Annotated in this window: 19 protein-coding genes; 4 read left to right on the top strand and 15 right to left on the bottom strand. The window is 43.9% G+C overall.

Annotated features, from left to right (window positions below):
• Positions 1–28: 28 nt before the first annotated feature.
• The 4 genes from D6V41_RS16815 to D6V41_RS16800 all read right to left on the bottom strand — a co-directional run bounded on the left by D6V41_RS16815 (position 29) and on the right by D6V41_RS16800 (position 8,463).
• On the bottom strand, positions 29–1,399 hold the full coding sequence (locus D6V41_RS16815; RefSeq protein WP_136252713.1) for a Na+/H+ antiporter NhaC family protein: 1,371 nt from the start codon (positions 1,397–1,399) through the stop codon (positions 29–31).
• Positions 1,399–3,891 carry a penicillin binding protein PBP4B gene (gene pbp4b, locus D6V41_RS16810; protein WP_168711071.1) on the bottom strand — a complete coding sequence of 831 codons (2,493 nt, stop codon included), beginning with the start codon at positions 3,889–3,891 and terminating at the stop codon, positions 1,399–1,401. The genes D6V41_RS16815 and pbp4b overlap by 1 nt, the downstream gene beginning before the upstream one ends.
• Complete coding sequence (locus D6V41_RS16805; RefSeq protein ID WP_136252712.1) at positions 3,892–5,415, bottom strand: tryptophan halogenase family protein; 1,524 nt, start codon at positions 5,413–5,415, stop codon at positions 3,892–3,894.
• Between the two features lie 192 nt (positions 5,416–5,607).
• On the bottom strand, positions 5,608–8,463 hold the full coding sequence (locus D6V41_RS16800; protein ID WP_136252711.1) for a TonB-dependent receptor domain-containing protein: 2,856 nt from the start codon (positions 8,461–8,463) through the stop codon (positions 5,608–5,610).
• Positions 8,464–8,839: 376 nt separating this feature from the next.
• Between D6V41_RS16800 and D6V41_RS16795 the strand changes: the two genes are divergently transcribed.
• A complete protein-coding gene (locus D6V41_RS16795; RefSeq protein ID WP_136252710.1) occupies positions 8,840–10,747 on the top strand; it encodes a glycoside hydrolase family 3 N-terminal domain-containing protein in 1,908 nt (635 codons plus the stop codon).
• Here the strand turns inward: D6V41_RS16795 and D6V41_RS16790 are convergent.
• Entirely contained in the window at positions 10,728–12,056 is a 1,329-nt protein-coding gene (locus D6V41_RS16790; protein ID WP_136252709.1) for a M14 family zinc carboxypeptidase, read from the bottom strand. The two genes, D6V41_RS16795 and D6V41_RS16790, sit on opposite strands and share 20 nt — an antisense overlap.
• A gap of 168 nt (positions 12,057–12,224) precedes the next feature.
• On the opposite strand from D6V41_RS16790, the gene D6V41_RS16785 reads away from it, so the two are divergent.
• Entirely contained in the window at positions 12,225–13,073 is an 849-nt protein-coding gene (locus D6V41_RS16785) for a MurR/RpiR family transcriptional regulator (RefSeq protein ID WP_136252708.1), read from the top strand.
• Between the two features lie 25 nt (positions 13,074–13,098).
• On the opposite strand, the gene D6V41_RS16780 is transcribed toward D6V41_RS16785, so the two are convergent.
• From D6V41_RS16780 to D6V41_RS18410, 6 genes are all read right to left on the bottom strand, one after another.
• Positions 13,099–14,313 (bottom strand): exo-beta-N-acetylmuramidase NamZ family protein, encoded by a 1,215-nt coding sequence (locus tag D6V41_RS16780; RefSeq protein ID WP_136252707.1) that lies wholly within the window; start codon positions 14,311–14,313, stop codon positions 13,099–13,101.
• Positions 14,303–15,217, bottom strand: coding sequence for an N-acetylmuramic acid 6-phosphate etherase (gene murQ, locus D6V41_RS16775; protein ID WP_136252706.1), 915 nt, complete (start codon positions 15,215–15,217; stop codon positions 14,303–14,305). The genes D6V41_RS16780 and murQ overlap by 11 nt, the downstream gene beginning before the upstream one ends.
• Positions 15,214–16,815: a sodium:solute symporter gene (locus tag D6V41_RS16770; protein ID WP_136252705.1), complete on the bottom strand. Its 1,602-nt coding sequence runs from the start codon at positions 16,813–16,815 to the stop codon at positions 15,214–15,216. Before D6V41_RS16770 ends, murQ begins: the two co-directional genes overlap by 4 nt.
• Before the next feature lie 67 nt (positions 16,816–16,882).
• On the bottom strand, positions 16,883–17,974 hold the full coding sequence (gene alr / locus D6V41_RS16765; RefSeq protein ID WP_136252704.1) for an alanine racemase: 1,092 nt from the start codon (positions 17,972–17,974) through the stop codon (positions 16,883–16,885).
• Positions 17,971–19,173 (bottom strand): dipeptide epimerase, encoded by a 1,203-nt coding sequence (locus D6V41_RS16760; protein WP_136252703.1) that lies wholly within the window; start codon positions 19,171–19,173, stop codon positions 17,971–17,973. The genes alr and D6V41_RS16760 overlap by 4 nt, the downstream gene beginning before the upstream one ends.
• A 50-nt stretch (positions 19,174–19,223) precedes the next feature.
• Positions 19,224–20,678, bottom strand: coding sequence for a hypothetical protein (locus D6V41_RS18410; RefSeq protein ID WP_241664583.1), 1,455 nt, complete (start codon positions 20,676–20,678; stop codon positions 19,224–19,226).
• A 79-nt stretch (positions 20,679–20,757) separates the two neighbouring features.
• Here D6V41_RS18410 and D6V41_RS16750 point away from each other — a divergent pair, with 79 nt between their 5' ends.
• Entirely contained in the window at positions 20,758–21,615 is an 858-nt protein-coding gene (locus tag D6V41_RS16750; protein ID WP_136252702.1) for a glucosamine kinase nucleotide-binding domain-containing protein, read from the top strand.
• A gap of 115 nt (positions 21,616–21,730) precedes the next feature.
• Positions 21,731–22,912, top strand: coding sequence for an acyl-CoA dehydrogenase (locus D6V41_RS16745; RefSeq protein WP_136252701.1), 1,182 nt, complete (start codon positions 21,731–21,733; stop codon positions 22,910–22,912).
• Positions 22,913–23,026: 114 nt separating this feature from the next.
• Here the strand turns inward: D6V41_RS16745 and D6V41_RS16740 are convergent, their stop codons facing one another.
• The 4 genes from D6V41_RS16740 to ubiD form a co-directional block, all read right to left on the bottom strand.
• Positions 23,027–23,485 (bottom strand): thioredoxin family protein, encoded by a 459-nt coding sequence (locus D6V41_RS16740; protein WP_136252700.1) that lies wholly within the window; start codon positions 23,483–23,485, stop codon positions 23,027–23,029.
• A gap of 83 nt (positions 23,486–23,568) precedes the next feature.
• Positions 23,569–24,411, bottom strand: a complete 843-nt coding sequence (locus D6V41_RS16735) for a substrate-binding periplasmic protein (RefSeq protein WP_136252699.1) — start codon at positions 24,409–24,411, stop codon at positions 23,569–23,571.
• A 225-nt stretch (positions 24,412–24,636) separates the two neighbouring features.
• Positions 24,637–25,332, bottom strand: a complete 696-nt coding sequence (gene fre / locus D6V41_RS16730) for an NAD(P)H-flavin reductase (RefSeq protein ID WP_136252698.1) — start codon at positions 25,330–25,332, stop codon at positions 24,637–24,639.
• Between the two features lie 52 nt (positions 25,333–25,384).
• On the bottom strand, positions 25,385–26,860 hold the full coding sequence (ubiD, locus tag D6V41_RS16725) for a 4-hydroxy-3-polyprenylbenzoate decarboxylase (RefSeq protein WP_136252697.1): 1,476 nt from the start codon (positions 26,858–26,860) through the stop codon (positions 25,385–25,387).
• Positions 26,861–26,950 lie beyond the last annotated feature (90 nt).

Genomic DNA, 26,950 nt, shown 5'->3' with positions numbered 1-26,950 from the left:
GACAGTGTTTTTGTCTCGATTATGCAACTTACAACATGACAAAGCTTAGTCCAATGTAAGCGCAAATAGTGAGTATTCCCACAAAAAGCGCGTAGGGTAGCTGCGTTTTGACATGAGTTAACAGGTCGCATCCGGCGGCTAAGGAGCTGATCGCCGTGGTGTCAGAGATTGGGGAGCAGTGATCACCAAATATTCCGCCGCCCAGTATGGCCGCAAGCACTAACTCGGGTGGTAAGCCGAGGCTCTGAACGAGCGGCATGCCAATGGGTATCAGAATAGCAAAGGTGCCCCAAGATGTGCCGGTGGTGAAAGAAATAATGCCACCAGCGATGAATAACATCGGAACAATTAAATAAATAGAAAGATGCTCTCCCACTATCCCTGCAACAAAGGTACCGGTCCCCAGTTCCTTTAAGCTCGCACCAAGTGTTATAGAAAGTAAAACTATGGTAACAAGCGGTAAGAGCTCACTCATTCCATTAAAGCCCATTTTAAAAGCGCCTTTTTGGTCTGTTTTGTTCGCCATGATCAGCATCACATAAGCAACGATACAAGCAAGGAATGTAGCGTACAATACGGATTTACTGCCAGAGCCTGCAGTCATGTCGCCATTACCGGTCCAAAGCATAAAACCGAGCATGCCGGTGACCATTACAATCATTGGAACGAGCATAAAGCGAGATTTACTGGCTTGAGTCACCGCGAGCTTGCTGTCGGTGCTTTCTAGCGTGATTTCTGCTTGCTTCATAGGGCCGTGAACTTTATCAAAGCCGATGGTGTAGGCCACTACAACCAGCGTAAGCCATGCATATATGTTATAGGGCAATGTAGACCAGAGAATTTGTAGAGGATTCTGCTGCAGATCATACGCTGCCAAAAGCGCTAATATGTATGCGCCCCAGCCATTAAGCAATATCAAAATACAAACAGGCGCAGAGGTAGAATCAATGACATAGGCTAAACGTGCGCGGCTCATCTTGAATTTATCAAATAAGCCTCTGGCAAGAATACCGGAGGTTAACACACTTAAGTTTGACTCAATAAAAACAGCAATACCTGTGAACATCGTTATCGCGCCGACGCGACGTTTCGTTCTAGCCACGCCAGATGCAATAAGTTTATTAACTGTTGCAGCCACCCCGCCTGAATCTCTTATAAAAGCTAAAAGCGCGCCAACTAAAAGTGAAAATATAAGTATCCTCGCGTTCCCGGCATCGCCTACGGTACTTACAATTCTTTCGACCGTATTAATGGGTGTTAAAAAGCCGCTATCGGTATTGTTGAAAGTGAGTAAGAGCTCGGCACTTAAAATCGATACGAGTAAAGCCAGAATAACTTCTTTTTTCCATAAAACGACAACAATCGCAATAAGAGGAGGGAGTATTGATAGCCAATCCACTAGGGCGCTCCTTTAAAAATCGCTTCATATATCAGACTGATCACGCTTCCATATCGACCCGTCTCAAATTCATCTCCTGTAAAGCTAAGACTGCTTTGTTCTTCATCGCTGAATTGTGTCAGGACTTCTGTGTGTTTTTTATTGGTCAGTAATACAATCGCCAAATCAAGATCTGGGTCAATGACAGTGGCAGTTCCTGTCCACCCAGTGTGACCAAAAGCATTTGGGCTGGCGTATGGGCCAAAATGCCAAGCCATTTTAGGGTCCAGAGCCAAACGCCACCCTAAGCCAAAACTATCTTCTGCATATCGCGGCGTAACAAAACGTGCCATTGTGGCTTGGGAAAACAAACGTGTTTTGCCGTATCCGCCACCGTTTAACAGCGCTTGACTCAGAATACCCAAGTCATAAGCGCTACCAAATAATCCAGCGTGACCGGCGACGCCATTCATCGAATAAAAGGCTTTTTCATCATGCACTTCACCGGCTAGCGTATACTCGCGCACTTTATCAAAGTGTATCGCTCCTCCTCTGGTATTTCCTTTAATTTCTGTTGCAGCAAATTCATTACGAGCGTGACCTTTAAGAAGCGGATTGAACTTTAAGGTGGAAAGTCCCAAAGGCTGATAGATGTGCGTTTCAACATATTCATCTAAAGGCATACCGACCACACGCTCTATCAATGCGCCTAAAATCATAAAATTAGTGTCTGAATAGGTTTGTAAACTGCCTTTTCCTGCTGCAAATGGCACTCGTTTTAATAAATGCTCTTGAGTTAACGATGCGTTTTGAGAAAATAAGTGCGCCTGTTCTTCACTGGCTTTGTAAAAGGCAACTTCACTGTCGTAGCCACTGGCATGGGCAAGCAAATCGGAGACGCTTCGGCCCTCTCGACCATCGCCAGCGTATTCAGGCAGATAGTGTGTGACAGATGCATTTAAATCAATTAACCCGTCGTCGACCAGTTTCATAATGGCCAATGTGGTGGCAAACACTTTTGTATTTGATGCAAGATCAAAAATGGTGTTCTTGCTCATCTCAAGCGGCTGATTTAGACGTACGCCCTCATGCGAATAGAGTTGTGCATTACCATATGCCGTGTGCTTAACGATTTTCCCTTTGTGCAAAATAAGTAAAACAGCACCCGGAAACCCATTATTAACGTCTTGATTAATCAAGGCATCAACCGCAGAGAAATCAAATTTGTTTTTCTTTTCTTCGTCCTGAAGAACGGGATAGGGAATTTGAATCTGTAAAGATGCGCCATCGGGCTTTATATTGTCAATCTTGAAGCTGTTGATGCCGTCTTTTGTGCGTTTCGCTAAGGAATATTCGTAGCTAGCACCTTCCGCAAATGGCAGTGTAATTCCTAATTTTTGTTCATTCACGAATATATCGGCAGATTCGGCAGCATTCTCTTCGGGCAGTATCAGTGAAAACGCGCCGCGACCTTGGTAAGCCTTAAAGCCTAAACGGTTATTGACCAGTGCACGTTTGCTTGATATTTGACGTGGAAATTGAACATCAACTTGACCAGTCTGATCAGAGCGCGTGTGCTTGTCTGACTCAAAGTCATTTGACTCTAGTTCGAAACGTGTGATTAATGCGTCAAGACGCTCAGGAAAGTATTTTTCAATTAAAGCAAACAATGCACCTGCGGTGCTTGCATCCGCTCTGCCGTTGACTTGCCAGGGCAGAAAATGCATTTGAAAAGCGCTCAGCGTGTCGACCGTTGCCTGGTCCATCACGCCTGTCTCAATGACGCCATATCCGTATTCTCTAAGCGCTTTTTGTACTAATCCTATATTGGGAGGATTTTTTGAAAAAAGTTGCCAATATTTTGCCATGGTCTGTTCGTCGTACCAAGCGCCTACACCAGCCTCATAAAGCTGATACCACGGGAATCTCGGGCCGGGGTCGTTTTTACGTGACGGGGCGATATCTGAATGAGCTACTACGGCGGTGGGCTCAATGTCTGGATTACGAGCCAAAATATCTTTAGCTAACTGAATAACAAGTTCAATCTGCTTGGGGTCGTAATCAGGGAAGATGCAAAGTCGATGTGGCCCGTATTCAGCGCGATGTGCAAGGCCAGCTTCTTTTATTGCCTGCTCATCCTCAAAACACGTTGGCACATTGACAATTTCAATGCCAATTGAGCTGTCGTTCAGTCCAGTTCTTCCTTGCCAGTAGCTAACGCCTGCGTGCCACGCACGTTCGTTTTCATCAACTAACTGCAAAATTTTCAACTCATCATAAGGATAGCTTGGATCATCGCTTTCAGGAACAAGGTAATGAGAACTGACATAGCCTTCTTTGACTAATGCATCTACCGATTCTTGATAGTTGATCGCCGTAAAATGCATCACAAGGGATCTGACTCGATAACTATAATTGGCAGACGGAAGTTGGTAGTAAGACGAGCTTACACAACTTGCGATAAAAAGCATGCTAAATATTAAAAATAAGGGTTTAGTGATAATTGCGCGCATTTATGATGGACTCTTACAAAATTGCTTCAAATAGTCGCCATGATCGGGCATCTGCAACATGGCTTCTTGCATCGCTCCGGCAATGCTTTTCAAATTTTTTACTCGCTGCTCTTCTGGCATGTTTTCAACAAGTGGATGATAGCGTTTGGGCCTTAAGCCTTGACCATTCATCACCGAAAACCAGCTTATTTCATTAAACAGCTCATTATTATCACGAAAAACGTGGCCGCTCTGTTCGTATAGCTCCATTTTTGCCTTTAAGCTATCCGGGATCGCCATGTGCTGGCAATATTGCCAAAATTCACTATCGTCGCGCTGATTAGCTTTATAATGCAGGATAACAAAATCTCTGATCGCTAAAAATTCTTCATTGGTGTACCGATTGAAGGTGCGAATATCCGCATTTTCACCCTCGCCAATGTCGACAATCGATTTATCAGGAAAGAGCGCTAGCAGCCTCATAATGGCAGATTGAATAAGTTGCAATCCGGTTGATTCAAGCGGCTCGATAAAGCCAGCAGCAAGACCGATTGCAACGCAATTTGCCTTCCAGGCCATTTTGCGCTTTCCATTTGTCCATTTCAGTTGTCTTGCTTGCTCCAAGGCTTTACTCGGTAAGCGCTTGGCAAGCTTTGCAACTGCAATGTCTTTGGGTAAAAAATCAGAAGAATAGACAAAGCCATTTCCCATACGATGCTGGAGCGGAATTTGCCATTGCCACCCGTGTTCATGGGCGCGAGAAATAGTATAGGGTGCCAAGTGCAAAAGTGATTCACTTGGCTGAGCGATAGCGCTGTCGCAAGGTAAATATTCGCGCCAATCATCAAATTCAACACCCAAGGTTTTTGCAATCAAAAGCCCTTTAAAACCAGAGCAATCGATAAATAAATCCCCATTTATCTGTTGCCCATTGCTCAAGCTTACTGATGAAATGCTACCATTATTATGCTGGTGAACGAGTTTTACATCCGCTTCAATGTGGTTGACGCCATGCCCAGTTGCAAACTTTTTTAAAAACTCTGCATAGAGTAAGGCGTCAAAATGATAGGCGTATTTTAAGTTGGCCAAAGCAGAGCGTGACTGCCTTTGAGGGTGACAGAATTTATTGTTTAGCGCTGCGGTGTATTCCAGGCAAAAGTCTTGAATGGGTGTTTCATGGCCTTTGATTTTGTCTTTGAGCCAGTAATGATGGAACGGCACGCCCTGCATGTTTACGCCATAAGGTCCAAAAGGATGCATGTAACGCTGTCCTTTTTGATACCAGTCGTGAAACGCGATACCAAGTTTAAATGTCCCCTTGGTAAATCCCAAAAATTCCGCTTCATCAATGCCCAACATCTGATTAAATTCTCGAATTCCCGGGATGGTCGCTTCACCTACGGAAACTGTACCTATCGCAGATGACTCAACCAAGGTGAGATGATGATTGGCATTGGGTAAAATATGCGAAAGCGCAGCGGCAGTCATCCATCCGGCTGAGCCCCCTCCTACAATGACGATACGCATATTTTTATTATCTTGCATGTTTTCTTGTAATTGTTGTTATTGCTTTATCATACGTGATTCGCGTGTCTGTTTCGAATAATTGTGAACAAAAGCAAGGGCAAATCATTTAGAGAGATTCAGCTGAGCACAATCAACAAATAAAAAGCGATGACACGTGCCATCGCTTTATACATTAACCTGAATTTAGCAGGCTTTCGTCTTGTTGCTTACTTAAAAGTCATAAGTGACTTGCAAAGTATACGACCGGCCTCTTGGGTCAGCAACGCGTGGGTCAAAAGCTGCGCCAGGTGAGAAGTCATTTTGATGCGCAGTAAAGGGCGGATCTCGGTCAAAGAGATTTTTAACGCCAAATATTAACTGCGTATTTTCAATACCCTCGTAAGTCAGGCTGTAGTTATAAATTAAATACGAGCCAACCTCACCGTCATAAAGGGGCGGATTTGCTTCACCTGAGGCAACGCCTGGAGGCGTTTCATCGTCATAACTATGGCGATATATTTGCGTTAAAGTATGAATAAAATCATCGTATGCGTAATTGACTGCAAAGGTATGCTTCCAGCGAAGTGGAATGTTACCGCGTGAATGTGTTCCAACTAAATTAGGACCAAATTCAGCGTCATCACGTTCTTGTTTGATATCTTCAATCAGATAACTGCCGTTGAAGTTCAGACCCATTGTACCCGGGCCAGCCTCAAAGGTTGTATTCATACCCACTTCGATACCGCTGGTCTTTCGACCACCCGCATTAATAAAGCGCCTGTCAATGGATTGAATACTGCCATCAGATGCGAATATATAGTTGTCTCTATAAAGCTCCGGATTTTCAATCAGTTCTCTAAAATCAGGTGTTTGAATGGTGCCTTCAATCTCTATTTCCCACCAATCCACGTTAAATACAAAATTATCCAGAGCAAACACTACCCCTAAACTTGATTGGGTGGATTCTTCAGGCCCCAAGTCGGGTTTACCACCAAATAGAATTGTTGGTGTGATTGGCTGACACTGAGGATTGGTCGCGTCAGGTATTCCGTCCGGACACAAGAAAGGGTTTGCCAGATCGGTTCCCGTGTAGGGCTCTTCCGTAATGCCATTAAACAGCTGATTAAAGCTGGGTACTCTAAAGCCAGTGCTATATGCGCCTCGGAACAATAACTCTTCCATCGGCGTAAATTTAAAGCCATACTTAGGGTTAGTCGTACCGCCAAAACCATCATAGTCATCATGGCGAACAGCAATGTTTAATTCGAGCTGTTCTACAACCGGAACCAATGCTTCTACAAACACCGCTTTAATATCACGGCTTACATCATCTAATGAGTTTGCTTCATCAAATGGCGCTCCGTAGATGTCAGGCACCTGGTCAGCAGCTTCTCTGTCGCCATTAAACTCGTACTCTTCACGGCGCAAATCTACGCCAGCAGCCACATAAATTGTGTCTCCGCCCAATCCGAGTTCAAACCCTGTATCACCGGAAATGGAGGCATCCAGCTGGATCATAGTGGTTTTGCCACCAAATAAGGTCACGCCTCGCGCAGATGCGGCATCTAATGCGGCAAGTGCTTCAGGAGTTTGCGAATTACCGGGTAGTACAAATGGATTCACTACGCCTGAACCGATCGCTTGCGCCAACTGCTCCGTATAGTGATAGCCGCCGCCCAGCTCTGATTCTGCCTCATTTGATGACTGTGACAAGCCAGCTTTATAATCCCAGTCACCCCAGGCACCTTCAATGCCAAGCTGTACTTTGTAGGCAGTTGTAACAGTTTCAATCTCACGAGGTCCGCACTCCATGCAGCGCCAACGATAGGCGATAGGTGCGCCGATATTAAGTTGATCAGCACCATAGAAATCAGATAGTGCATTAACAACATAATCGTAGGATGCTCCCGTGCTCGGATACCAGCCATCAGAACCGATTGCCCATGGTGTTATCTGATTGGGCTCAAATACTTTTTTCGACGTGACTTCAGAACCAAGCAGTTCAATGAACGCTTCTGAATTCTCGCCTACCTGCATCGTCCCACGACCAACAAAGTCAATATTTTCAACGGGCTGTTGTAACACCGATGCGCGAGGATAATCCCAGGCACAGCTTACACCCAGGTTACGAGAGCGGTTCCATAAATCAGCCGCGTCTGGTCCCATATTTTCGATGGCATCACAACCTGGCTGCCCCGGTAATGCAAGTACGTTAAGTACATCATTTGTTAGGCCCGTATTTGGATTTGTAAGTCCGGTACCAATGAGGTTGAAGTTACTGCTTGTTGGATCGTCACCACTTGGCCTGTTGTTTACTGAGGCATAGGGCGCACCACGCGTATCAGGCGATAAGCCTCGCTCAGGCTGAAAGGTATTTGTAAAGTCTCTATCATTACCACGAAGAATTTCAGCTGACTTATACGACAAAGAACCCATGATGTTAAATCCGTCTTTGTTTAAATCACCCGTTCCACCCAGTAAATTGATGCGGTATATATTGCCGCCACCCGCTTCAGTATGATCGGCGAAGGCCTGAGCTTGAAGACCGTTGTAATTTTTCTTCAAAATGAAGTTAATTACACCGCCTATCGCGTCTGTTCCGTAAACGGCAGACGCGCCATCGCGCAGGACTTCAACTCTTTCGATCGCCGCAAAAGGAATTGAGTTTAAATCAACCGAACGGCCTTTAAGACCGTGTGTCGCTATTCGCCGTCCGTTTAACAGAACCAAGGTAGAGCCGGCGCCTTGCTGACGCAAGTTAGCGCTTGATGCACCGTTGTTTCCGCGCTCTTCACCCCCTACGATACCTGCATTACTCGCAAGGTTGTCATTGGAGTTGGAGGCGATGTTAAGTTGTAAAAATAGTTGTTCAGCAGAGGTAATACCAGCAGCATCAATTTCAGCTCGTGATATAACCGTTACAGGTAAATCGCTTTCTATGCTGGTGCGTTTGATGCTTGAGCCGGTAACTTCAATGCGCTCTACCGTATTGTTTGTTGTTTCTTCTTGTGTGGCAGCTTGCTGGGCCAGCGCATTTGCGCTCAATCCCGACATCGCTAGCACGAGTGCAATTTTATTTAACTTCACTGTGCATTCTCCCTAGTTGATGCATGTTGCAGGTGAGTGAGTCTCTATCGCATAGGCGAATAAAGCTATGCTCAATCTACTTTTCTCAAAGTGAAAAACCGTAGTACACAAGGGCCAGAAAGCGCTTATTATTTTTATGGCAATCGTTTGTGAGCCCTTGTATTGTTCAAGTTAGCACAACCAAAAATAATGTAAATAATAAATTATTCCAAAAATGTGACAAGATATGTTAATAAATTATTTATAAATGTTTTTCAGCTATTTAGATTAAAAAGTGATTGATAAATAAACGATGATTTCTTGTTTTTTCGCTAAAAATTAAGGTAAATGTTAATAAAATTTACATTTAAACTATGTACAAAGGGGCGGCATAGGCATGCAATTTCGATTTTTACGATTCATTTTGATAAGTACTTTGTTGCTTCATATATTGCCATGCAAGGCGCTCTCAGCTTCTGAAATCGACATTGTAAACGTTGATATTCGCGACATGATCGCACAAAAGATGATTATCGATTTACGCTATTTTTGTGAGCCTGATTCGACAGCTTTACACGCGCCGTCTCAACAAAAAAGCGGAGTATGCCTTAAACCAATGACACAGCTACCGTCTGCTATAGAGGCATTTTTAAGCGAGAATAAGCTGGGTGGCGTAATCCTCTTCTCAGAAAATCTGGTCAATCCAAATCAAACACTGTCCCTAATCCACGACCTACAAGTTGCCAATGCCAAAGGACACCAAATTCCTCTTTATATTGGATTAGATCAGGAAGGAGGGCGTGTTATGCGTTTACCTCGCGAGCATTTTCAAAGCTTTTTAGGCAATATGGCTTTAGCTGCGGTCGACGAGAAAAATGCGATTTCATTGACTCAGCAAACAGCAAGCTATACGGCACAGGCGTTAAAAGCCCTCGGCTTTAACCTCAATTTTGCACCGGTGCTGGATGTAAATAGTAATCCTGAAAATCCAATTATAAATGTACGTGCTTACTCTCAGTTCCCGCAAAAGGTGGCCGACTTAGGAATTAGCTATATTCAGCAGCTACAGAAATACGATATTGCAGCGGTTGCAAAACATTTTCCGGGACACGGCGATACCTATACCGATAGCCACCTTGGTCTTCCTCGGGTTGACCACACTTTGGACACAATCAAGTCAGTCGACTTATATCCATTCGCTCAGGCTATCAATCACGCAGAGCTTGATATGATCATGACGGCTCACATTCAATACCCTGAACTAGATGACTCAGTATTTCGAAGCAAAGATGGCAATAAAACCATCACACCTGCAACCTTCTCTAAAAAGATATTGACAGAACTGCTCAGAGAACAAATGGGTTTTGATGGCATTATCGTAACCGATGCACTGGATATGGCCGCTATCAGTCAGTTTTACACTGAACGAGAGGCGGTGATGAAAGCCTTTGAAGCAGGGGCTGATATTGCGCTTATGCCGTTTAAAATTTCTACAAAAGAGGAGGCAAATTCATTTTCGAAAATGCTTGATGACTTAAGCCTGCAAATTGAGAAAGATCGGTCTTTGCAAAAACACCTTGTTGAGTCCTATAAACGAATAATCGCGCATAAGACGCAACGAAAACTTGCTGAACAAGCGACCTTAAGTTTAAAGAAAAAGGAGCAAGCCTTATCTGACTGGTTTCAAAGTCGTGGCATGCTGACGGTTGCGGACAATCTGGCAGACGATATTTCAAAGGCAAGCTTTACGCAAATAAAAGCACCGAATCACCCATTATTCCCGCTTAAAAAGGATCGGAGCATTTATGCGGTCATGTCTGATAAAAGGCGTTGCCAAGCTCTGGCTGCCAGCTTTGATTTAAAAGGGTTTACTCAATTTCGATGCAATAGTCTTTTAAGTGAAACCATTGATACAAAACCGAATGAAAATATAATTATAATTGGCGACATCAGTCCGGCATTATCCTTTTACGAAAGTCGCGAATTTGAGGGGATGAGCCCTCAACAACGTAAAAATCTCAAAGAGCAGGAGAGTAAGCTTGATAGTTTGATTCAAACTGCACAAGGCAATGAGAAGTTCACCATCCTTTTTTTACAGCGAAGCCCTTACGTAACTCAGCGCCAATTTAACGACTTTGACGCTATTTACGCATCTTACGATTATCAAGTGTATCCGCGTGTAAAAAATAGCGAAGACAAAGACAACATGCTGCTCTTTGCACCTAGTTTTGAAACTTTTGTTGAGGTCCTTCTTGATAATCATGAGCCCATCGGAAAGGCGCCTGTTAATCTTCTAATCGAATAAGCCTGCCGTTAATGACTGCTGCCTTAATTTGGCTGCCCTTTTTCATTAAGAAGTATGCGGGCTGTTGTAATATTAAAGCTCTAGGGTCTGCCGGGATTGGTTGATTTAGCAAAACCGGATAATCAGATTGATTATCCATGTTATGAATTTCTCCCTGAAACTGAATCACTCCCTGTTTCAGCCACTCATGATAGCTGTCGTTCGTTAAAATTGTAGGGGCTTGTAAAGTATGAACTTTACCCGGCTCAAAACTAAGCTCGCTCGCATCAAATTCTTCAAGCCCAGCCTGCACGCCCAAATCGCCAACCGCGTCTATAAAAAATGCATTAGAATAGCGCGCAGTTTGTTTGATGCTAACGCTAGCCTTGTAGCTGTGCTGTCCTACAAAATGCAAATCCCGAATGACTAAAGAGGAGAGAGTTTCGCTGGTATTTTCAGGAATTTCCCAGTAGCTGTCTTTTAATTGATCACACTCTTTTTCAGAAACTTCGCCATTTTCTTTCGCGGCCAGAAACTCAAGCGCGCTGAGCATGCCTACCACGTTCATTTTTCGCGCAATCTGACGGTTTGGATCATTTCGTGCCGCACCCGATTCAATCAGGATGGTCGCAGCTCCTTTACCTGCAATACGATCACCAAACGAGCGAGGCGAAAAGGTGTCATCATAGCGTGCGATACATTCAGGGATATGCGGTGCAATTGCCTGTCTCATTTTTGAGATCAAGGTCATGGCAAGCGCACGGCTTTCATCAATAGATTTATCGACATCAAACGCTGGTGCCAAAAATGCGATGGTTGATGGGTTTCCGTTTGTTCCACACTGATAGTAGGGTGACTGATCATGTAAGTTAAATGCCACTTTTGGCGATAATTCATCTACCAATCGCAAAAGAATTCGCCCTTCCAAAGTTTGCTGCGCCATGGCATCGCGATTGATGTCAATGGCTTGTGCATTGTGCCGGATGCAGCGTTCGGCTCCATCAGGATTAAGCATCGGGACAATATCGATGGTAAAAAGTGACCCAAAACCTTCGGTTCCTTGCTCATTAGCAAGAAGTATATCCAAGAGATCAAACACAGAAGCCGTAGCAGTTGCCTCATTGCCGTGCATCTGGGTCCAGGCTAATATTGTGATAGGGCCATGTCCAAAACGGATCCGCTTAATGCTTCTTCCTTCAAATGAGTTTCCTTCGTGATAAACGTGAATAGCCTGTTCATGAGAGAGCGTTTCAATTAAGGGCTGAATATCAAAATGTCTAATATGAGAGCGGTTGAGTTGACTAAGCAAAGGACGGATCACAGAGGCCATAAATTACAGATAAATGGAAAAATGTGCGCTAACGATAGCGAATAAGCAGGTGAATTTGCAAATTATTCTATGATTTTTGTTTGTTTACGAATAAAGTATTCCAATATAGTTAACAATATTCTCATAATTGGTGTTCTGTGAATTGTCACGAATAGTACGAAGGGACACATGGCCGCATTTTCAAAACTCAAAGCATTACTTCCGACGCTATCAAATAGCGAAGAAAAATTGGCACAGTTTATATTAAGGTCGCCTAATGCACTTCGTGATCTATCTTCTCAAAAGCTGGCATCAACCGTTGGAGTGAGTCAAAGTTCGGTCGTCAAATTTGCGCAAAAGCTAAAATACAAGGGCTACCCGGCACTCAAGATGGCAGTGCTTGATGATTTAAAAAATGCAGACACCGACCATCAAACGCTTCACGGTAGCATAGCCGTTGATGACGATTACGCCACGATGGCAAATAAGCTTTTACAAAGTAAAATTGCAGTATTAAATCAAACCAAAGAGCTTAATGATGCACAATCACTTGCCAAAGCCGTTGCGATGTTAAGCGATGCACGGCGTGTTTTAATTACGGGAATAGGCGGCTCAGCCTTGGTAGGAAAAGATTTTGCCTTTAAGCTTCAAAAGCTCGGTATTTTGGCGCTCTCAGAGGTAGATGGCCACGCTCAACTTGCGCTTGCTTCTACTATGACAAAAAATGATTTAGTGTTTGCAATAAGTGAGTCTGGGGCGACGCGAGAAGTAGTTAATGTAGTAAATGAGGCGAGGGCAAATAAGGCCAAAGTCATTTCAGTCACTAAATTTGGCGATACTCCGGTATCAAGTTTTGCGGATTTGCGTTTGTATTCTGTGGCCGAAGAGGCCGCCACTCGGATTTCGTCAATTTTAGCCCGAACTGCACAAGAACTCGTTATTGATATGTTATTTATCGCCTTAATGCAGGCATCTAACGACAAACGCGCGCTATTAGAGAAATCTCGCTCCGTGGTGGCCCAGTTTAGAAACCTCTAAAGCCACGCAAATAAACGCTTGAATATTAATACTTGTGCAGTGGATAAAGTAAATATGCGCTGCGCATTGCTTTATACTCGTTGAGTTCGCGTTGCCAAGTGAGACGAATCTCTGCCTCGGATTTCGCATTTTCAATCGCCAGTCGCAATGCATCTGTCCCTGCCAGTTTGTCGAAAAAATCAGGTGCCGTGAAAAATGTTTCGTCTTCTTGCGCAAATTCTTTGTATGCGTTGATAATAAATTCCAAAGATAAACCTTGTGTCTTGTCCGTTTGTAAATCAAGACCAAAGACCTGCTCGCCTTCTAATTTAGGCTTGGGCGCAGTCTGTGGGCGTGAGACAGGCGTAAACGTATGTGGACCTAAGCTGACCTTATGGTGGCCTATTTGTTGGAATGGCGCGTCGGTTCCCCGGCCCACACTCACGGCAGTGCCTTCAAAAAAGCAAAGGGAAGGATACAACTGAATTGCCTGATCGTTTGGTAAGTTGGGAGAAGGGGCAATCGGTAAACTATAGAGTAAGTCCTTACGGTAGCCTTGCATGGTGATGACATCAAGTTTCAGCTTTTCAGCGTCTTCAATCCATTTTTCACCTTTAATTATTCGCGCCAGTTCACCTACGGTTAAACCATGCAATACGGGTATCGGGTGCATACCCACAAACGATTGAAATTGTAAATCCAGCACCGGACCGTCAACAAACGCGCCATTTGGGTTAGGACGATCAAGTACAATAAAGTGAACATTATGCTTGGCTGAAGCTTGCATCATATAATGCATTGAACTTATATAGGTATAAAATCGAGTCCCCACGTCCTGAATATCAAAAATAATGACATCAAGCTTCTCCATGACTGAATCGGGTGGTGTTTTATTCGCACCATAGATAGATTGAATGACTACGCCAGTTTTAGAGTCAACGCCGCTTTGAATGTGCTCACCTGCACCCGCTTCCCCTCGCACCCCATGCTCAGGCGCAAATAGCACTTTTACATCGACATCATTTGCCAGTAATAAATCAAGCAAATGACCGTGACGCGTAACTGATGTTTGATTTACCACCAGACCAACGCGTTGCTTATGCAAAAGGGGTAAGTAAACGTGCAGTCTTTCAGCGCCCATTATAACTGTTTCGGTATCTGAAGCTTTTGCATAAACCTTGGCGCACATCACCACACTTAAGATCAGGATGCTTATCAAGGGGGCGAAGGTTTGATATCTCAATGCTTGCTTACAAGGCATTGCGGAGAAATCCGTTGTGTTTACGAAGCATCGCCTCTGCGTTCTCTAGTGATGTGTTCGTGAGCAACATAAGGATGGCGACTTTCGCTCTATTGTTGGCAGCCTTTAGTGCCGTTTCTGCTTCCTCTTTACTGCACTGCGTTGCCTGCATGACGATTCGAATTGCCCTTGCCACCAGCTTTTGATTGGTGGCATTGACATCTACCATAAGATTTTCATATACCTTGCCAAGTTTCACCATACTTGCGGTACTTAGCATATTAAGCACAATTTTCTGAGCGGTGCCTGACTTCATGCGAGTTGAGCCTGTTAAGCACTCGGGCCCAACGGTAACGCAGATACCCGTTTCAGCGATATCCAACATTGGTGCGCTTGGATTACACACCAGGCAAACTGTCTTGCAACCCAGTTGCTTGGCATATTCAAGTGCGCCTATTGCATAAGGCGTTCTGCCTGAGGCAGCAATCGCAACCACGATGTCCTTTGCACTTAGCTTTTCTGCTTTTAAGTCTTCTACAGCAAGAGATTTATCGTCCTCTGCTCCTTCCACCGCGTGGATCAAAGCTCGCTCACCACCAGCGATTAAGCCTACGACTAAATCGTCTGGCACACTAAACGTTGGTCTGCATTCTACCGCATCTAACACGCCCAAACGGCCGCTTGTGCCAGCGCCTAAATAGATAAGACGTCCACCAGCTTTAATCGAATCAACAATCTTGTCAGTCGCTTTCGCGATAGCGGGAATGGCATCTCTAACTGCGTGTGCAACTTTTTGATCTTCATTATTGATCACCTTTAACAACTCGAGTGTGCTGAGTTGATCGAGATTCATCGTATCAGGGTTTCGTCCTTCTGAAACCAGTGTATCAAGCTGTTGAATTAGATCTGATGATGAATTGCTCATCTTTCACTCCCTGTCGCTTGGTTGTTTTGAGTTGTATCACTCAAGTCTTGGTTATTATTGCGTCCGCATAAACAAACGAGTAAAGCTATACCCGTACCAATCATTAACTGCCATGTAAAGCCTAAATCAAATTGCCAATGCTCAGGTAAGTATAGCGTTTGCACGTAAGGCTGCATTAATACGGGCGTGATAAACCCGAAAAGTAAAGCTAGCACAATCGAACATGGTGAGCCTCTGTGGCTAAAGAGCGCGGTAAAGTACACGCCTAATAAGCCACTGTACGAGAAAACCATCACGCTTAAAGCAAATGCAAGAAGAGGAGTGTCGGTATATTGTTGCCAGTAATAACAAAGCGCTGCCATACCTGATAAAGCTAGCGCAACCACTCCCATACTGATGCGACCTGCTCGAACAAGCTCGGCCTCGCTAAGCGATTTTCCGCGCATGATCAGTCCGCGATAAATATCCTGAATGGCAACAGACGACATTGAGTTAAGGCCTGAATTAAGTGTTGAAAGTGCCGCTGCTATGATGCCTATGGTAACAATGGCCTTTATTCCGTTAGGCAAGTCAGTCAGTACGTAATACATAAAAATAGTCACTGTTTGACCGCTAAATTCTGGAACAACTTCATTGCCAGGCGCTTGGGCCATTATATCGGGCCGCTGATAATAAATGTATAAGAGTAAACCAATACACACAAATATAAGCACAATAGGGATCCCCATAAAAATAGAGGAAACCAATGCTTTTGTTGCACTTTTTGAATCTTTGCAAGTGAGCATTCTTTGTGTGACGTCCTGATCTAGACCAAAAGCGGCGATGTTGAGAAGTACAAAGCCTGTTATGATTGACCAAAAGCTAAATACCCCGGCACTCGAAAAATCCAAAGAAAAATCAAACAGAGTAAGTTTTGAGGCCTCGCCAGGCGCTGGATTTTGTAAAGTGTGAATAATGGTCGCTGTATCAACCGGAATGCTGGTAAATAAATAGCCAAGCACTAGTAATGCGGCGCTTATATACACTAAACACTGGATCGCGTCGGAGTAAATAACGCTGCGAATTCCCCCATACATAGTGTATAAAAAGCCCACACTGGCAATAATCAAAATAGATGAAATAACATTTTGCGCATCAATATTGCCAAATAAAATCATCGCCACGGCGATCGCAGCCATATACAGGCGAGCGCCACTGGCAAAAAGTCTTCCGCTTAGATACACCATACCGGCCTGATATTTCGCATTTTTGCCAAAGCGCTGCTGAAGTAATTCATAGACGGTATAAACCTTTAATGCATAAAACCTCGGCATAAGAAAAGTCGCGACAAAGAAAGCGGCAATAAAGCCTGCAATATTCGTGGCCAAGTACGTTAAATCTCCTCGATATCCCTGATCAGGGCCACCTAAGAATGTGGCGGCTGACTGGCTAGTTGCAAGCACCGAAATACCTACAACCCAAATAGGCATCGTATTTCCTCCCAGGAAATAATCTTGCGTGGTATTTGCATTGCGGTTTAATGCGTATCCAGAAATAAGCAGAATCAAGCCATAAGAGGCAAATACAAGCCAGTCAATAGTTGAAAATTGGTCTATCAAAAGATGTCCTCATTTTTCTTTTTGTAAAATCTCATTTTGCAAGATTGCATTTTGTGACGTCGCCTCTCTATTGATATTGCCTGGGTACACGTGGTGAGACGCGCGTCATAAGCTCATAACCAATCGTCCCTACCTTGGCGGCCACCTCATTGATGCCAACATTGGCTCCCCAAAGCTCCACCTCATCATAAAGCGCGGCATCGGGAACATCTGTGACATCGAAGGTGACCATGTCCATAGACACGCGACCCACTAATTCGATACGTTGATTTTTATAAAAGGCGGGAGTGCCACTCGGGGCATGGCGCGGATAACCGTCTGCATAGCCTATTGCGACTGTGGCGATAATAGTATCTCGCTTGGCTTGCCAGCTTGCCCCATATCCAACGCTATCGCCTTTTGGAATCTTGCGAAGCGCAATAATAGATGCATAAAGATGCATCACGGGCGACAGGTCAAGCGTAGGCTGAGCAGACGGATTAGGGTCTTCAAACGGAGAACTTCCATACATCGCGATACCAATTCGATTGTAGCTTTGCCGAGCGTTTACATTTGCGATATGGGCAGCGCTATTCGCAATGGAAAGCGACAGGCCGCTTGAGCCTACAGTATCGAAAAATCGTGCTAACTGAATACTGGTATTCGGCTTATCAGGCTCGTCTGCACAGGCGAGGTGCGTAGCAACAACGGTATGTTTGTTAAAAAAATGCGGATGCTTTGCTCGAAGTGTTGAAAACTCGTTCAAAGCGAATCCAAGCCTATGCATGCCCGAATCAAATTTAAACCAAAGCTGGTTTGCAACCCGTGCATCTTTTTCAAATGCTTTTTCTACCCAATCGAGCTGAGTGGTATTGTGAATCATCCAGGTAAAGTGCAAGGCTCGATAGTCACTTATTTCTGAAGCTTGATGTGGCCCCTGCAATACAAGAATAGGCTTTTCAATGCCACCTTGCCTCAGCGCAACGGCTTCTTCTGAGATAGCAACGGCGAACATATCAACGTCACTTTGAATGGTTTCGCTTACCTTTTGTACTCCATTTCCGTAAGCGTTTGCTTTAACCACCGCCAGGGTTTTGCTTGCAGGCGCAAGCGCTTTGAGCCTGTTTAAATTGCGCTTAAGTGCCTGTAAATCAATAATCGCTTTTGTTTGTCGGCTCATTTGTTCGTCCATGGCGCAAATAGGTGTTCTTTAGTTATCCCTAGCCCGTAAGTGGTATTGAGAGTGATGTTCGCATTATCAAATTCCGTTGCGCCTATCACTGGGTCAAATTGCCCAAGAGTAGGTCCATCTAAATCAATAAGACTTACTACATCCCGATTTGCATAGGCAAAGTGAGCGGCGGCTGCAACGCCAATGCTTCCTTCAAGCATGCAGCCCATCATGCAAGGAATGTTATGTTCCCGACAATATTGTGCAATCGCGCTTGCTTGATAAATACCACCTGTTTTCATTAATTTAATGTTAATAATATCCACAACATTCTGCTGGATCAGCGCTTCGACTTGTGTTAGCGAAAAGGCGCTTTCATCTGCCATTACAGGCGTATTGATATTGGCTTTAATTAACCTCAAACCTTCCGTGTCATTCGCTTTTACCGGTTGTTCAATTAGCTCAAACGCTATTCCCTCTGACTCCAGAATTTGCATAATATTGATGGTTGTTTTTGCGTCCCATCCTTGATTCACATCCAGGCGCAAGTTAATGGGTGTTCCTTCTTTGTCATTTTTATATCGGGCTTGTATATGGGCGTATATTGCCCGTATGCGAGCGAGATCCTCGCTTGGCGTATTTCCTATTTTTATTTTTAGGCAGGTATAGCCGCGCTTTAGCGCTTTATCTATATCTTTGCACATAGTATCCACTGAATTTACACTTATGGTGTAATCAGTTTTCAAGATAGGTGCCTCACTAGATAAGTTGTTTAAACTCAGCAGGCTAGGAGGTGACAACAAACGATAAAGCGGCAGTTTGTCGCGTCTTGCCTTAAGGTCGTGAAGCGCAATGTCTATTGCTGCCTTTGTGTTGCTCCCCACCGATATTTCAGTGGTGGATGAGGGGGCATATGATGTGTCGAGGTCGGCAATTTCTTCAATTAACGAATCTATTTGTGAAAGCGCTTGATTGACAAGCATGCCTTTAAGTTTATTGGTAATCGCGCGTTCAATACTTTGATGATCATCGCCGGTAATTAGCGGAGTTGAGGGAGCAGACCCGTATGCGCACAAACCATCACTACTTGTGATTTGCACGATGATGTCGCAGATATCGCTAACTTCCCTCACTGCCGTTTTAAAAGGCGTATGCAGCGGAACTTTGTATTTAAACAATTGAATATCGCTTATAAGCGCAGAACTCATTAACCTTTCACCCTATATATCCTTGCTGATTTCGCTTACCTTTCATCTAATTATTGCTTGGGCTCATGAAAGTATTCCGCCAAACTCATTTGCAACAAAGCCTGCATTTTTTTGCCTGCCAAAGGCAGGTTTTCTTCTTTTGCTTCCGGCACCGAAACCTGAGCTGCCACCGTAAATTCACGCCCTCCTTGAAAATGCGGCAAACAAACATGGGCGAGAACTACATTTTCGGTCGTTGAGCGGGTCTCACTCGGCCCCCAGCCAATTTTTTGAAAGACTCGCCATTCACCGTTGGTAAGTTCATCAAGCACTCTTTTTGGGTCTGATACATCTTTTTTAGTAATCGCATTTACAATAGCATGCTGGAGCATTGTAGAAATACCTAAGGTCATACCGGCAAAGCGGTCGTCATCGTAAGAATGCCCTGTACCGTAAAACAGTGTCGAAATGTCATCACTGGTTAAATTTGGATGGCGAGTAGCAGTCTCTCTGTCATGAGCGGCTAATCGTTTTAACCATTCAGCCTGCGCCAATGTCGTCATGGGTTTATTTCCAGTCAGCCCACAATTATCGCAACGATAAGCAAGGTAACCTGGATCTTGAGCAGCGTCTAAGTACGGCTGGATTTCAATCGATTTCTCAGAATTTAAGTCTTTCCAAACATAGGAACTTGGCACAAAGGCAACAGGTCCGTATGCCCCTCTAAAAAATATGCCCTCTTGCGACAAATTCAGCCACTCATCATAAAAAAGGGAGCTTAAATAATCCCTACCGGCGATATTGGCAAAAAAAGTCGCCAAGGCATTGGATTCTCCTGAGGATGTTCCAAAATCTTCATAGCTATTAATTCCGGTTATCATATCGGCTACATATGTATCTCCAATCGTAGCCTGAGCACCAAGGTTTTGCTCTCTAAGTGATGCGATGGCAGCGCTAAAAGCAAAGATTTTCGATGAGCTCCATGGCTCATACAAGTCATGATGCGTGTTGTCATTACTTAAGTAGCGATACGCAAGTTCGGAATCTACCGCTTGCTCATCTTCTTTATTAACATGCTGTTTTTGAGCAAAATCAATCAGTAAAATCCGTCCTGCCTGCCTTGGAAGGCTAAAATACACGGGGTCATGGCTAATTCGCTGCTCCCAGCCTTTCTGAGCGTAATTGACTTCTTGAGCACTTAAATAACCCTCTGCTTGCGATTGAATATCACAAGCAATCTGTCGCGATTTTTGATTTTTAGGCAGGAATGGCGCGCTATTCATCGTCATTTTATAAAACTCCTGCTGTGGTTGAAGCGTCTCAAGCACCAGATTTTGAGTGTTTGTTTCTGAGTCTGTATCTTGAGAAATTTCGGCTGCATTAACTAATCCCACTGCGGAATGCTTGCTTTGGTAATGACAGCCACTTAATAAAAAAATAGCAATGATAAAAAAAGTGTTGCAAGCATTTTGTTTACTAAACACAAACCCCTCATGCTTCCATGTTTTGCGCGTTGGTATTATCATTATTCTTCTTTTTATGTAAAACTTGGAATAATTTATTAATGCGTGTTTACGCTTTAATGTCAATGGAAGATTGAGATAAGTGCATAAATTTATACTTGGAGTAGACGGTGGGGGCAGTAAATGTGCCGCAACGCTTTTCGACCTTGAGGGGCGAGCGTTAGCAAGTTCGGTAGCGGGTCCTGCCAATGTATTTAACGATTTTTCGCTCGCGAGTCAGTCTATTATTGCGGCGGCTATTGACATTGCCAATAATTTAAATATCAAGTTGTCAGACTGTTTGCTCAGCGCAGCTTGCGCAGGGGCGTCGATTCAACAAGCACAAGATGCGTTTTCAAGGTGGGATCACCCTTTTGCGGGCGCTTTCTTGATTTCAGATGTGCATGGCTCCTGCTTAGCCGCAAATGCTGGGAAAGACTGTATTTTGCTTGTTGTGGGGACTGGCAGCTGTCTGGCAAAACTGAAAAGTAACAGCCTTAGCACGTATGGCGGCCATGGATTTCTATTAGGTGATACAGGCAGCGGCGCGTGGATTGGAAAAGAGCTCCTTACCTGGTACTTACACTCTGTTGACGGTATTGAGCAAGATCAGTTTCTGCATAAAGTGATCACTGAATATCTGCACAACCAGGTGGAAGCTGATGTAAGTGCGATTATTCAAACCTACGGTAAAGCTACATCAACAGAATTTGCCAAGCTGGCTTTTATTGCATTCGAACAATATGACAAAAGTGCCAGTGCACGGCGAATCATCGATACCGCGATGGCTTACTTTTCAAGCCTCATATCGATTCATGGTCAAGACTTGCCTTTATTTTTAGAGGGGGGCTTAGCGTCTTCAGTTATGCCTTTTTTATCTCGGGAGTTAGACACAAAGATTTTGAGGGCTGATACTTCTGCTCAATATGGCGCTTATTTATATGCTGTGAGTCAATCGTAAAGTTTATTAACCTCAACGTAGTGTCTTGTTGAGCTAAATCAAGCCGCTTGCATGACAACTTCAAGGTGATTCTTTATTATCGCCTTCCATTCATTTTCTAGTATGCAGGATTTCTATGTTAAGTCATTGGCAGGATATTTTTCTATTAAACGATCAATTAGATGAAGACGAAAGACTGATTGCGAAAAGTGCGCGAGATTTTGCCCAAACTGAGCTGATGCCGGGGATTCTTAAGGCGAACAGAGAAGGGCATTTTGATGTCGGAATTATGCGCAAAATGGGTGAAGCTGGCCTGCTTGGAGCCACATTAAATGATTACGGTTGTTCGGGGGTAAGCTATGTTGCTTATGGTTTAATTGCCCGAGAAATTGAACGTGTTGACAGTGGCTACCGTAGCGCAATGAGTGTGCAATCCTCCTTGGTTATGCATCCCATTCATCAATTTGGAAGTGAAGAGCAAAAGTCGAGGTATTTACCTAAACTGGCGAGTGGAGAATTAATAGGTTGTTTTGGTCTAACTGAGCCTGATGCCGGCTCAGATCCGGCTGCGATGAAAAGTACTGCGACTAAAACCGCGACCGGTTATCGTTTAAATGGCACTAAAATGTGGATCACTAATTCACCGATTGCGGATGTATTTGTGGTGTGGGCAAAACTGGCCAATGCGGGCGAACAAAGCGGTGAAATCCGAGGCTTTATTCTTGAGCGAAATTATAAAGGTTTAGCTACGCCTGAAATAACAACTAAGCAGTCACTAAAAGCATCAATTACCGGTGAGATTGTCATGCAAGACATTGAGGTGCCCGATTCACAAATGTTGCCGAATGTAAGTGGACTGAAAGGCCCTTTTAGTTGTTTAAATATGGCCAGGTACGGCATATCTTGGGGGGTGATGGGAGCAGCAGAATTTTGCTGGCATCAGGCGAGGCAGTATGGTCTTGATAGGAAGCAATTCAATCGTCCGCTTGCACAGACGCAGTTGTTTCAAACCAAGCTCGCAGATATGCAAACCGAAATTAGTTTGGGCTTGCAAGGTTCCTTACGAGTGGGGCGCCTGATTGATGAGGGGCGAATGGATCCTGCGATGATATCTCTGATAAAGCGCAATAATTGCGGCAAGGCGCTTGATATTGCTCGAAAAGCCCGTGATATGCATGGTGGTAACGGCATCAGTGATGAATACCACATTATCCGACATATGATTAACCTGGAAACGGTCAACACCTATGAAGGAACTTACGACATTCATGGCTTGATTTTAGGAAGAGCGCAAACAGGGCTTCAAGCGTTTTTTTAATTGGATCAGATAAAAAAAGAGACCAATGACATTCATGAGGGCACGGTCATGAGCAAAGGTCTCTCGAGGTTTACCAGCATAGCGTAATCATGCTGTGATATTATGCTAGGTTGTTTATTCAGACTGCGCCAGTAAAACGCGTTGCAAGTTGCGATAATACTGATCTGGGTCAAAGCTCAGCGGTAATTCGGTGATTTTTTGCGACTCGTGCGACAAAATTAACACTCTTGGAAACCCGACCAACTCATGTTGCTTTGCGAAGTTATGACCGGTTTGAGAATCGTGGTCGATACTCACGAAAATAAAATGTTGTTTGATTAAATCAGCGACCTTGTCATTTGCAAATACTTGCTCGTCGAGTTTTCGGCAACTTGGACACCAGAAAGCTGAATAATCTGCAATAATCGGTTTTTGTGTTTCAGCGGCACGCTCCAATCCGTTTTTTAAATCGTAAATTTCAAACGCAAGTTGAGATTGCGCCTGATTACCGAGATAAGATTGAAAAGCGCGGTTGCCAAAGAATATAAGCGTAGCTATCGCGAATACTAAAAGTGCTTTATTTATAAATGACATTCGGTAGACCTTTGATACTTTCAGTAACTAGACCGACATTGTCAGCAATAAATTTCTTATTTGAAAAAAAACGCTGAACCAGACTACCAGCGCTTTAATATTCCCTGGTAAAGCGCATCGTCCAAGGTGCTCTCTGCGCTTGCATCTGGTATATAGATTTCATTAAATTCGTTATCAGTTTTAAGCTTATTGATACCTTCATTAAATGCCTTAATGACTGAGTTTGCTTCAGCAAATGCAGAGCGCATACCTAAGCTTATATCAACGATATAAATGGCTTGTTCAGAAATATACAGCGGCTCTTGGTCGATTGAAATCAAGAGCTTATTCATTTCCTCAAGCATTATCTTGTCAGCCATTATGTAATCAACGCGCTGTTCGGCAAGTTGTTCGATGTTCCCGAAAAAATCTTGCGTACGAGCCCAATTAACGGAGCGCTCAGAACGAACTAAATCTGTATTGGCAAAACGAGTCTCTAATCCAACCCGTTCGCGATAAAGCTGATCGAGGCGAGAAATCTCTTTTGCGTCTGCATAAGTGGACGCAACATGCAACTGAACTTGTACGTATGGCTCTGAATACACATAGTTTTGTTTTGGCTGATTTAGCGAATAATGATCGATATAACCATCAAATTGGCCGTTGCGTAATCCAGAGCCCGACCAAGCTTGTGTTGTGGCGGTAATGGTATGAGGCATTTCTCCAAGCGCAGCAGATACAAGATCAGTGAGTCGGGAAGCTTGCCCTCTGTCATTAATAAAGGTCTCTACTTTATTTCCAACTAAACGAACATTCTCAGACAAGGCCTGACTTGGAAAAACAACACTTAAGATAAATAAGATCAAGCAAACAAGGCTTTTTCTAACACCTTGAATACCACTGGTACCATTTAAGCGACTGCTCAAATTACTTACGCTTTTTTTCATTCACAACCTCATACATCATTTGTTTTTTGTGCGTAAGTTACGCACCTATCGTGTTGCTACCAAGCATTGCCAAGCCGAACTCCGATTTTGTGCATTCAGTTTTTGCACACCCACTTAAAACGTTGCATCCAGTGAAAAAGATTAGTGTCTTGCGAGTATTCGCCAAATGCGCGGGCGGCATTTGGAAAACCGTAAGGGCTTTCAAAGCCGTCTTCACTACTGCTATTAAACAAAAGCGAATGCATCTCCAATTAAATTTTCAGGTGCAAGGCCCAAGGGGAGCAAGTCTTCTTTTACCACTTTTGCCATTTCAAAACGCCCTGCGACATACACCTGCTTATTTGTAAAATCGTCTATGTGTTCCATAGCTATACGATGTACAATGCCAATACTTCCTTGGTAATCATCGCTTTCGCTTTCAACTACCGGTACAAAAGTGAAATTCGCATGTTGATTAGCGAGAGTTTGTAATGCATCAGCCTCATATAAGTCGTGAATTGATTTCCCTCCCCAAAAGAGGGTAACTTTTCGGGTAGGCTCTTGGTATAACATGTCAAGAAGAATGGATTTTGTGTAAGAATAACCCGTTCCGCCCGCAATCAAAATAGCCTCAAGCTCGTTATCTTGACGATACGCATTACCAAGAGCTACTTCCACTTCCAAACACTTTTCATTTTCAAGTCGTTGCATGACTTCAAATGCGTAAGGGTTTTCAGGTGTTGCACCAATATGCAATTCCAATAGCTCATTTTGAGATGGTATATTAGCGATTGAGAAGGGGCGCTTATCGTTTTCACCCATCACTACTTGCAAATATTGGCCGGCTTTAAATTCAATTTCTTTTTCGGGTTTAAGAATTACTTTAAAAACATATGGGGTAAGTGATTCTTTACTTACCAATTCAGCTTTAGTCAGTGTCATGCCTTTCCTAGGTGTGTTGTATATTGTTAAGTGACGACCTTATATGGGGGTTTTACTGTTTTTTTAATAGTCCCAATTCGTCCCAAATATCATCTATTTTTTGTTTTACGCTCTCATCCATTACAATGGGTGTACCCCATTCCCTATCAGTTTCGCCCAGCAATTTATTGGTTGCGTCTAAGCCCATCTTAGAACCAAGTCCAGAAACTGGAGAAGCAAAGTCTAAATAGTCAATTGGGGTATTTTCAATCATAGTGGTATCTCGAGCTGGATCCATGCGTGTTGTTATTGCCCATATCACATCGTTCCAGTCTCTTGCATTAACGTCATCGTCACATACTATCACGAATTTGGTATACATAAATTGACGTAAGAATGACCATACTCCCATCATCACGCGTTTAGCATGCCCCGGGTATTGTTTTTTCATTGTCACAATAGCCATGCGGTATGAGCAGCCTTCAGGGGGTAAATAAAAGTCAACGATTTCAGGAAACTGTTTCTGTAAAATTGGTACAAAGACCTCGTTGAGTGCAACACCAAGTATTGCAGGCTCATCAGGTGGGCGGCCAGTATATGTGCTGTGATAAATCGGATTTTTTCGATGGGTGATATGGGTGACGGTAAACACGGGAAAGCTGTCTACTTCATTATAATAACCTGTGTGGTCGCCATAAGGTCCCTCGTCTGCTACCTCATCTTGTGCGATGTAACCTTCCAACACTATTTCAGCACTTGCTGGCACTTGCAAATCATTCGATAAGCACTTTACGACTTCGGTTTTATCCCCGCGTAGTAAGCCTGCAAACGCGTACTCAGATAAGGTATCAGGTACAGGTGTAACTGCGCCAAGGATTGTAGCTGGGTCGGCACCAAGCGCCACTGACACCGGATAGGGCTCATTGGGATGTGTCTGACACCACTCTTTAAAATCCAGAGCACCCCCACGATGGGATAACCAGCGCATGATCAACTTGTTCTTTCCTAACACCTGCTGTCGATAAATTCCCAGATTCTGACGCTTCTTATGCGGTCCTCGGGTTACCGTGAGCCCCCACGTAATGAGCGGCGCGGCATCTCCTGGCCAGCAACGCTGAACGGGTAACATTGACAAATCAACCTCTTCACCAGTGAGTACAATTTCCTGGCATGGCGCTTTTCTTACCTCTTTTGCTGGCATATTCAATACCTGCTTGAAAACGGGTATCTTACTCATCAAGTCTTTAAGACCTTTTGGGGGCTCGGGCTCTTTTAAAAACGCCAAGAGCTTGCCAACTTCACGCAAGGCCTCTACTGATTCCTGACCCATTCCCATCGCAACGCGCTGTGGTGTTCCAAATAGGTTCGCAAGCACTGGTATATTACTGCCTTTCGGATTTTCAAATAAAATTGCAGGACCGCCCGCTCTAAGAGTTCGATCTGCGATTTCGGTCATTTCAAGGTCAGTGTCAATTGGCATTGATACGCGTTTGAGCTCGCCTTGATTCTCTAGTTGCTCAATAAAATCTCTTAAATCTTTATACTTCATGAATGTCCAAATTTGAGTTATAGCGCAAGTAATCCAGCTCCACTTGAGTGAGTCGATTCTACAAAGCAAAAATCAACAGACCCTAGTCAT

Origin of the sequence: Ningiella ruwaisensis (genome assembly GCF_004798935.1) — a bacterium.
GTDB lineage: Bacteria > Pseudomonadota > Gammaproteobacteria > Enterobacterales > Alteromonadaceae > Glaciecola > Glaciecola ruwaisensis.
Note: the sequence above shows the minus strand (reverse complement) of the source record. Positions and strands in the feature narration are given on the sequence as shown.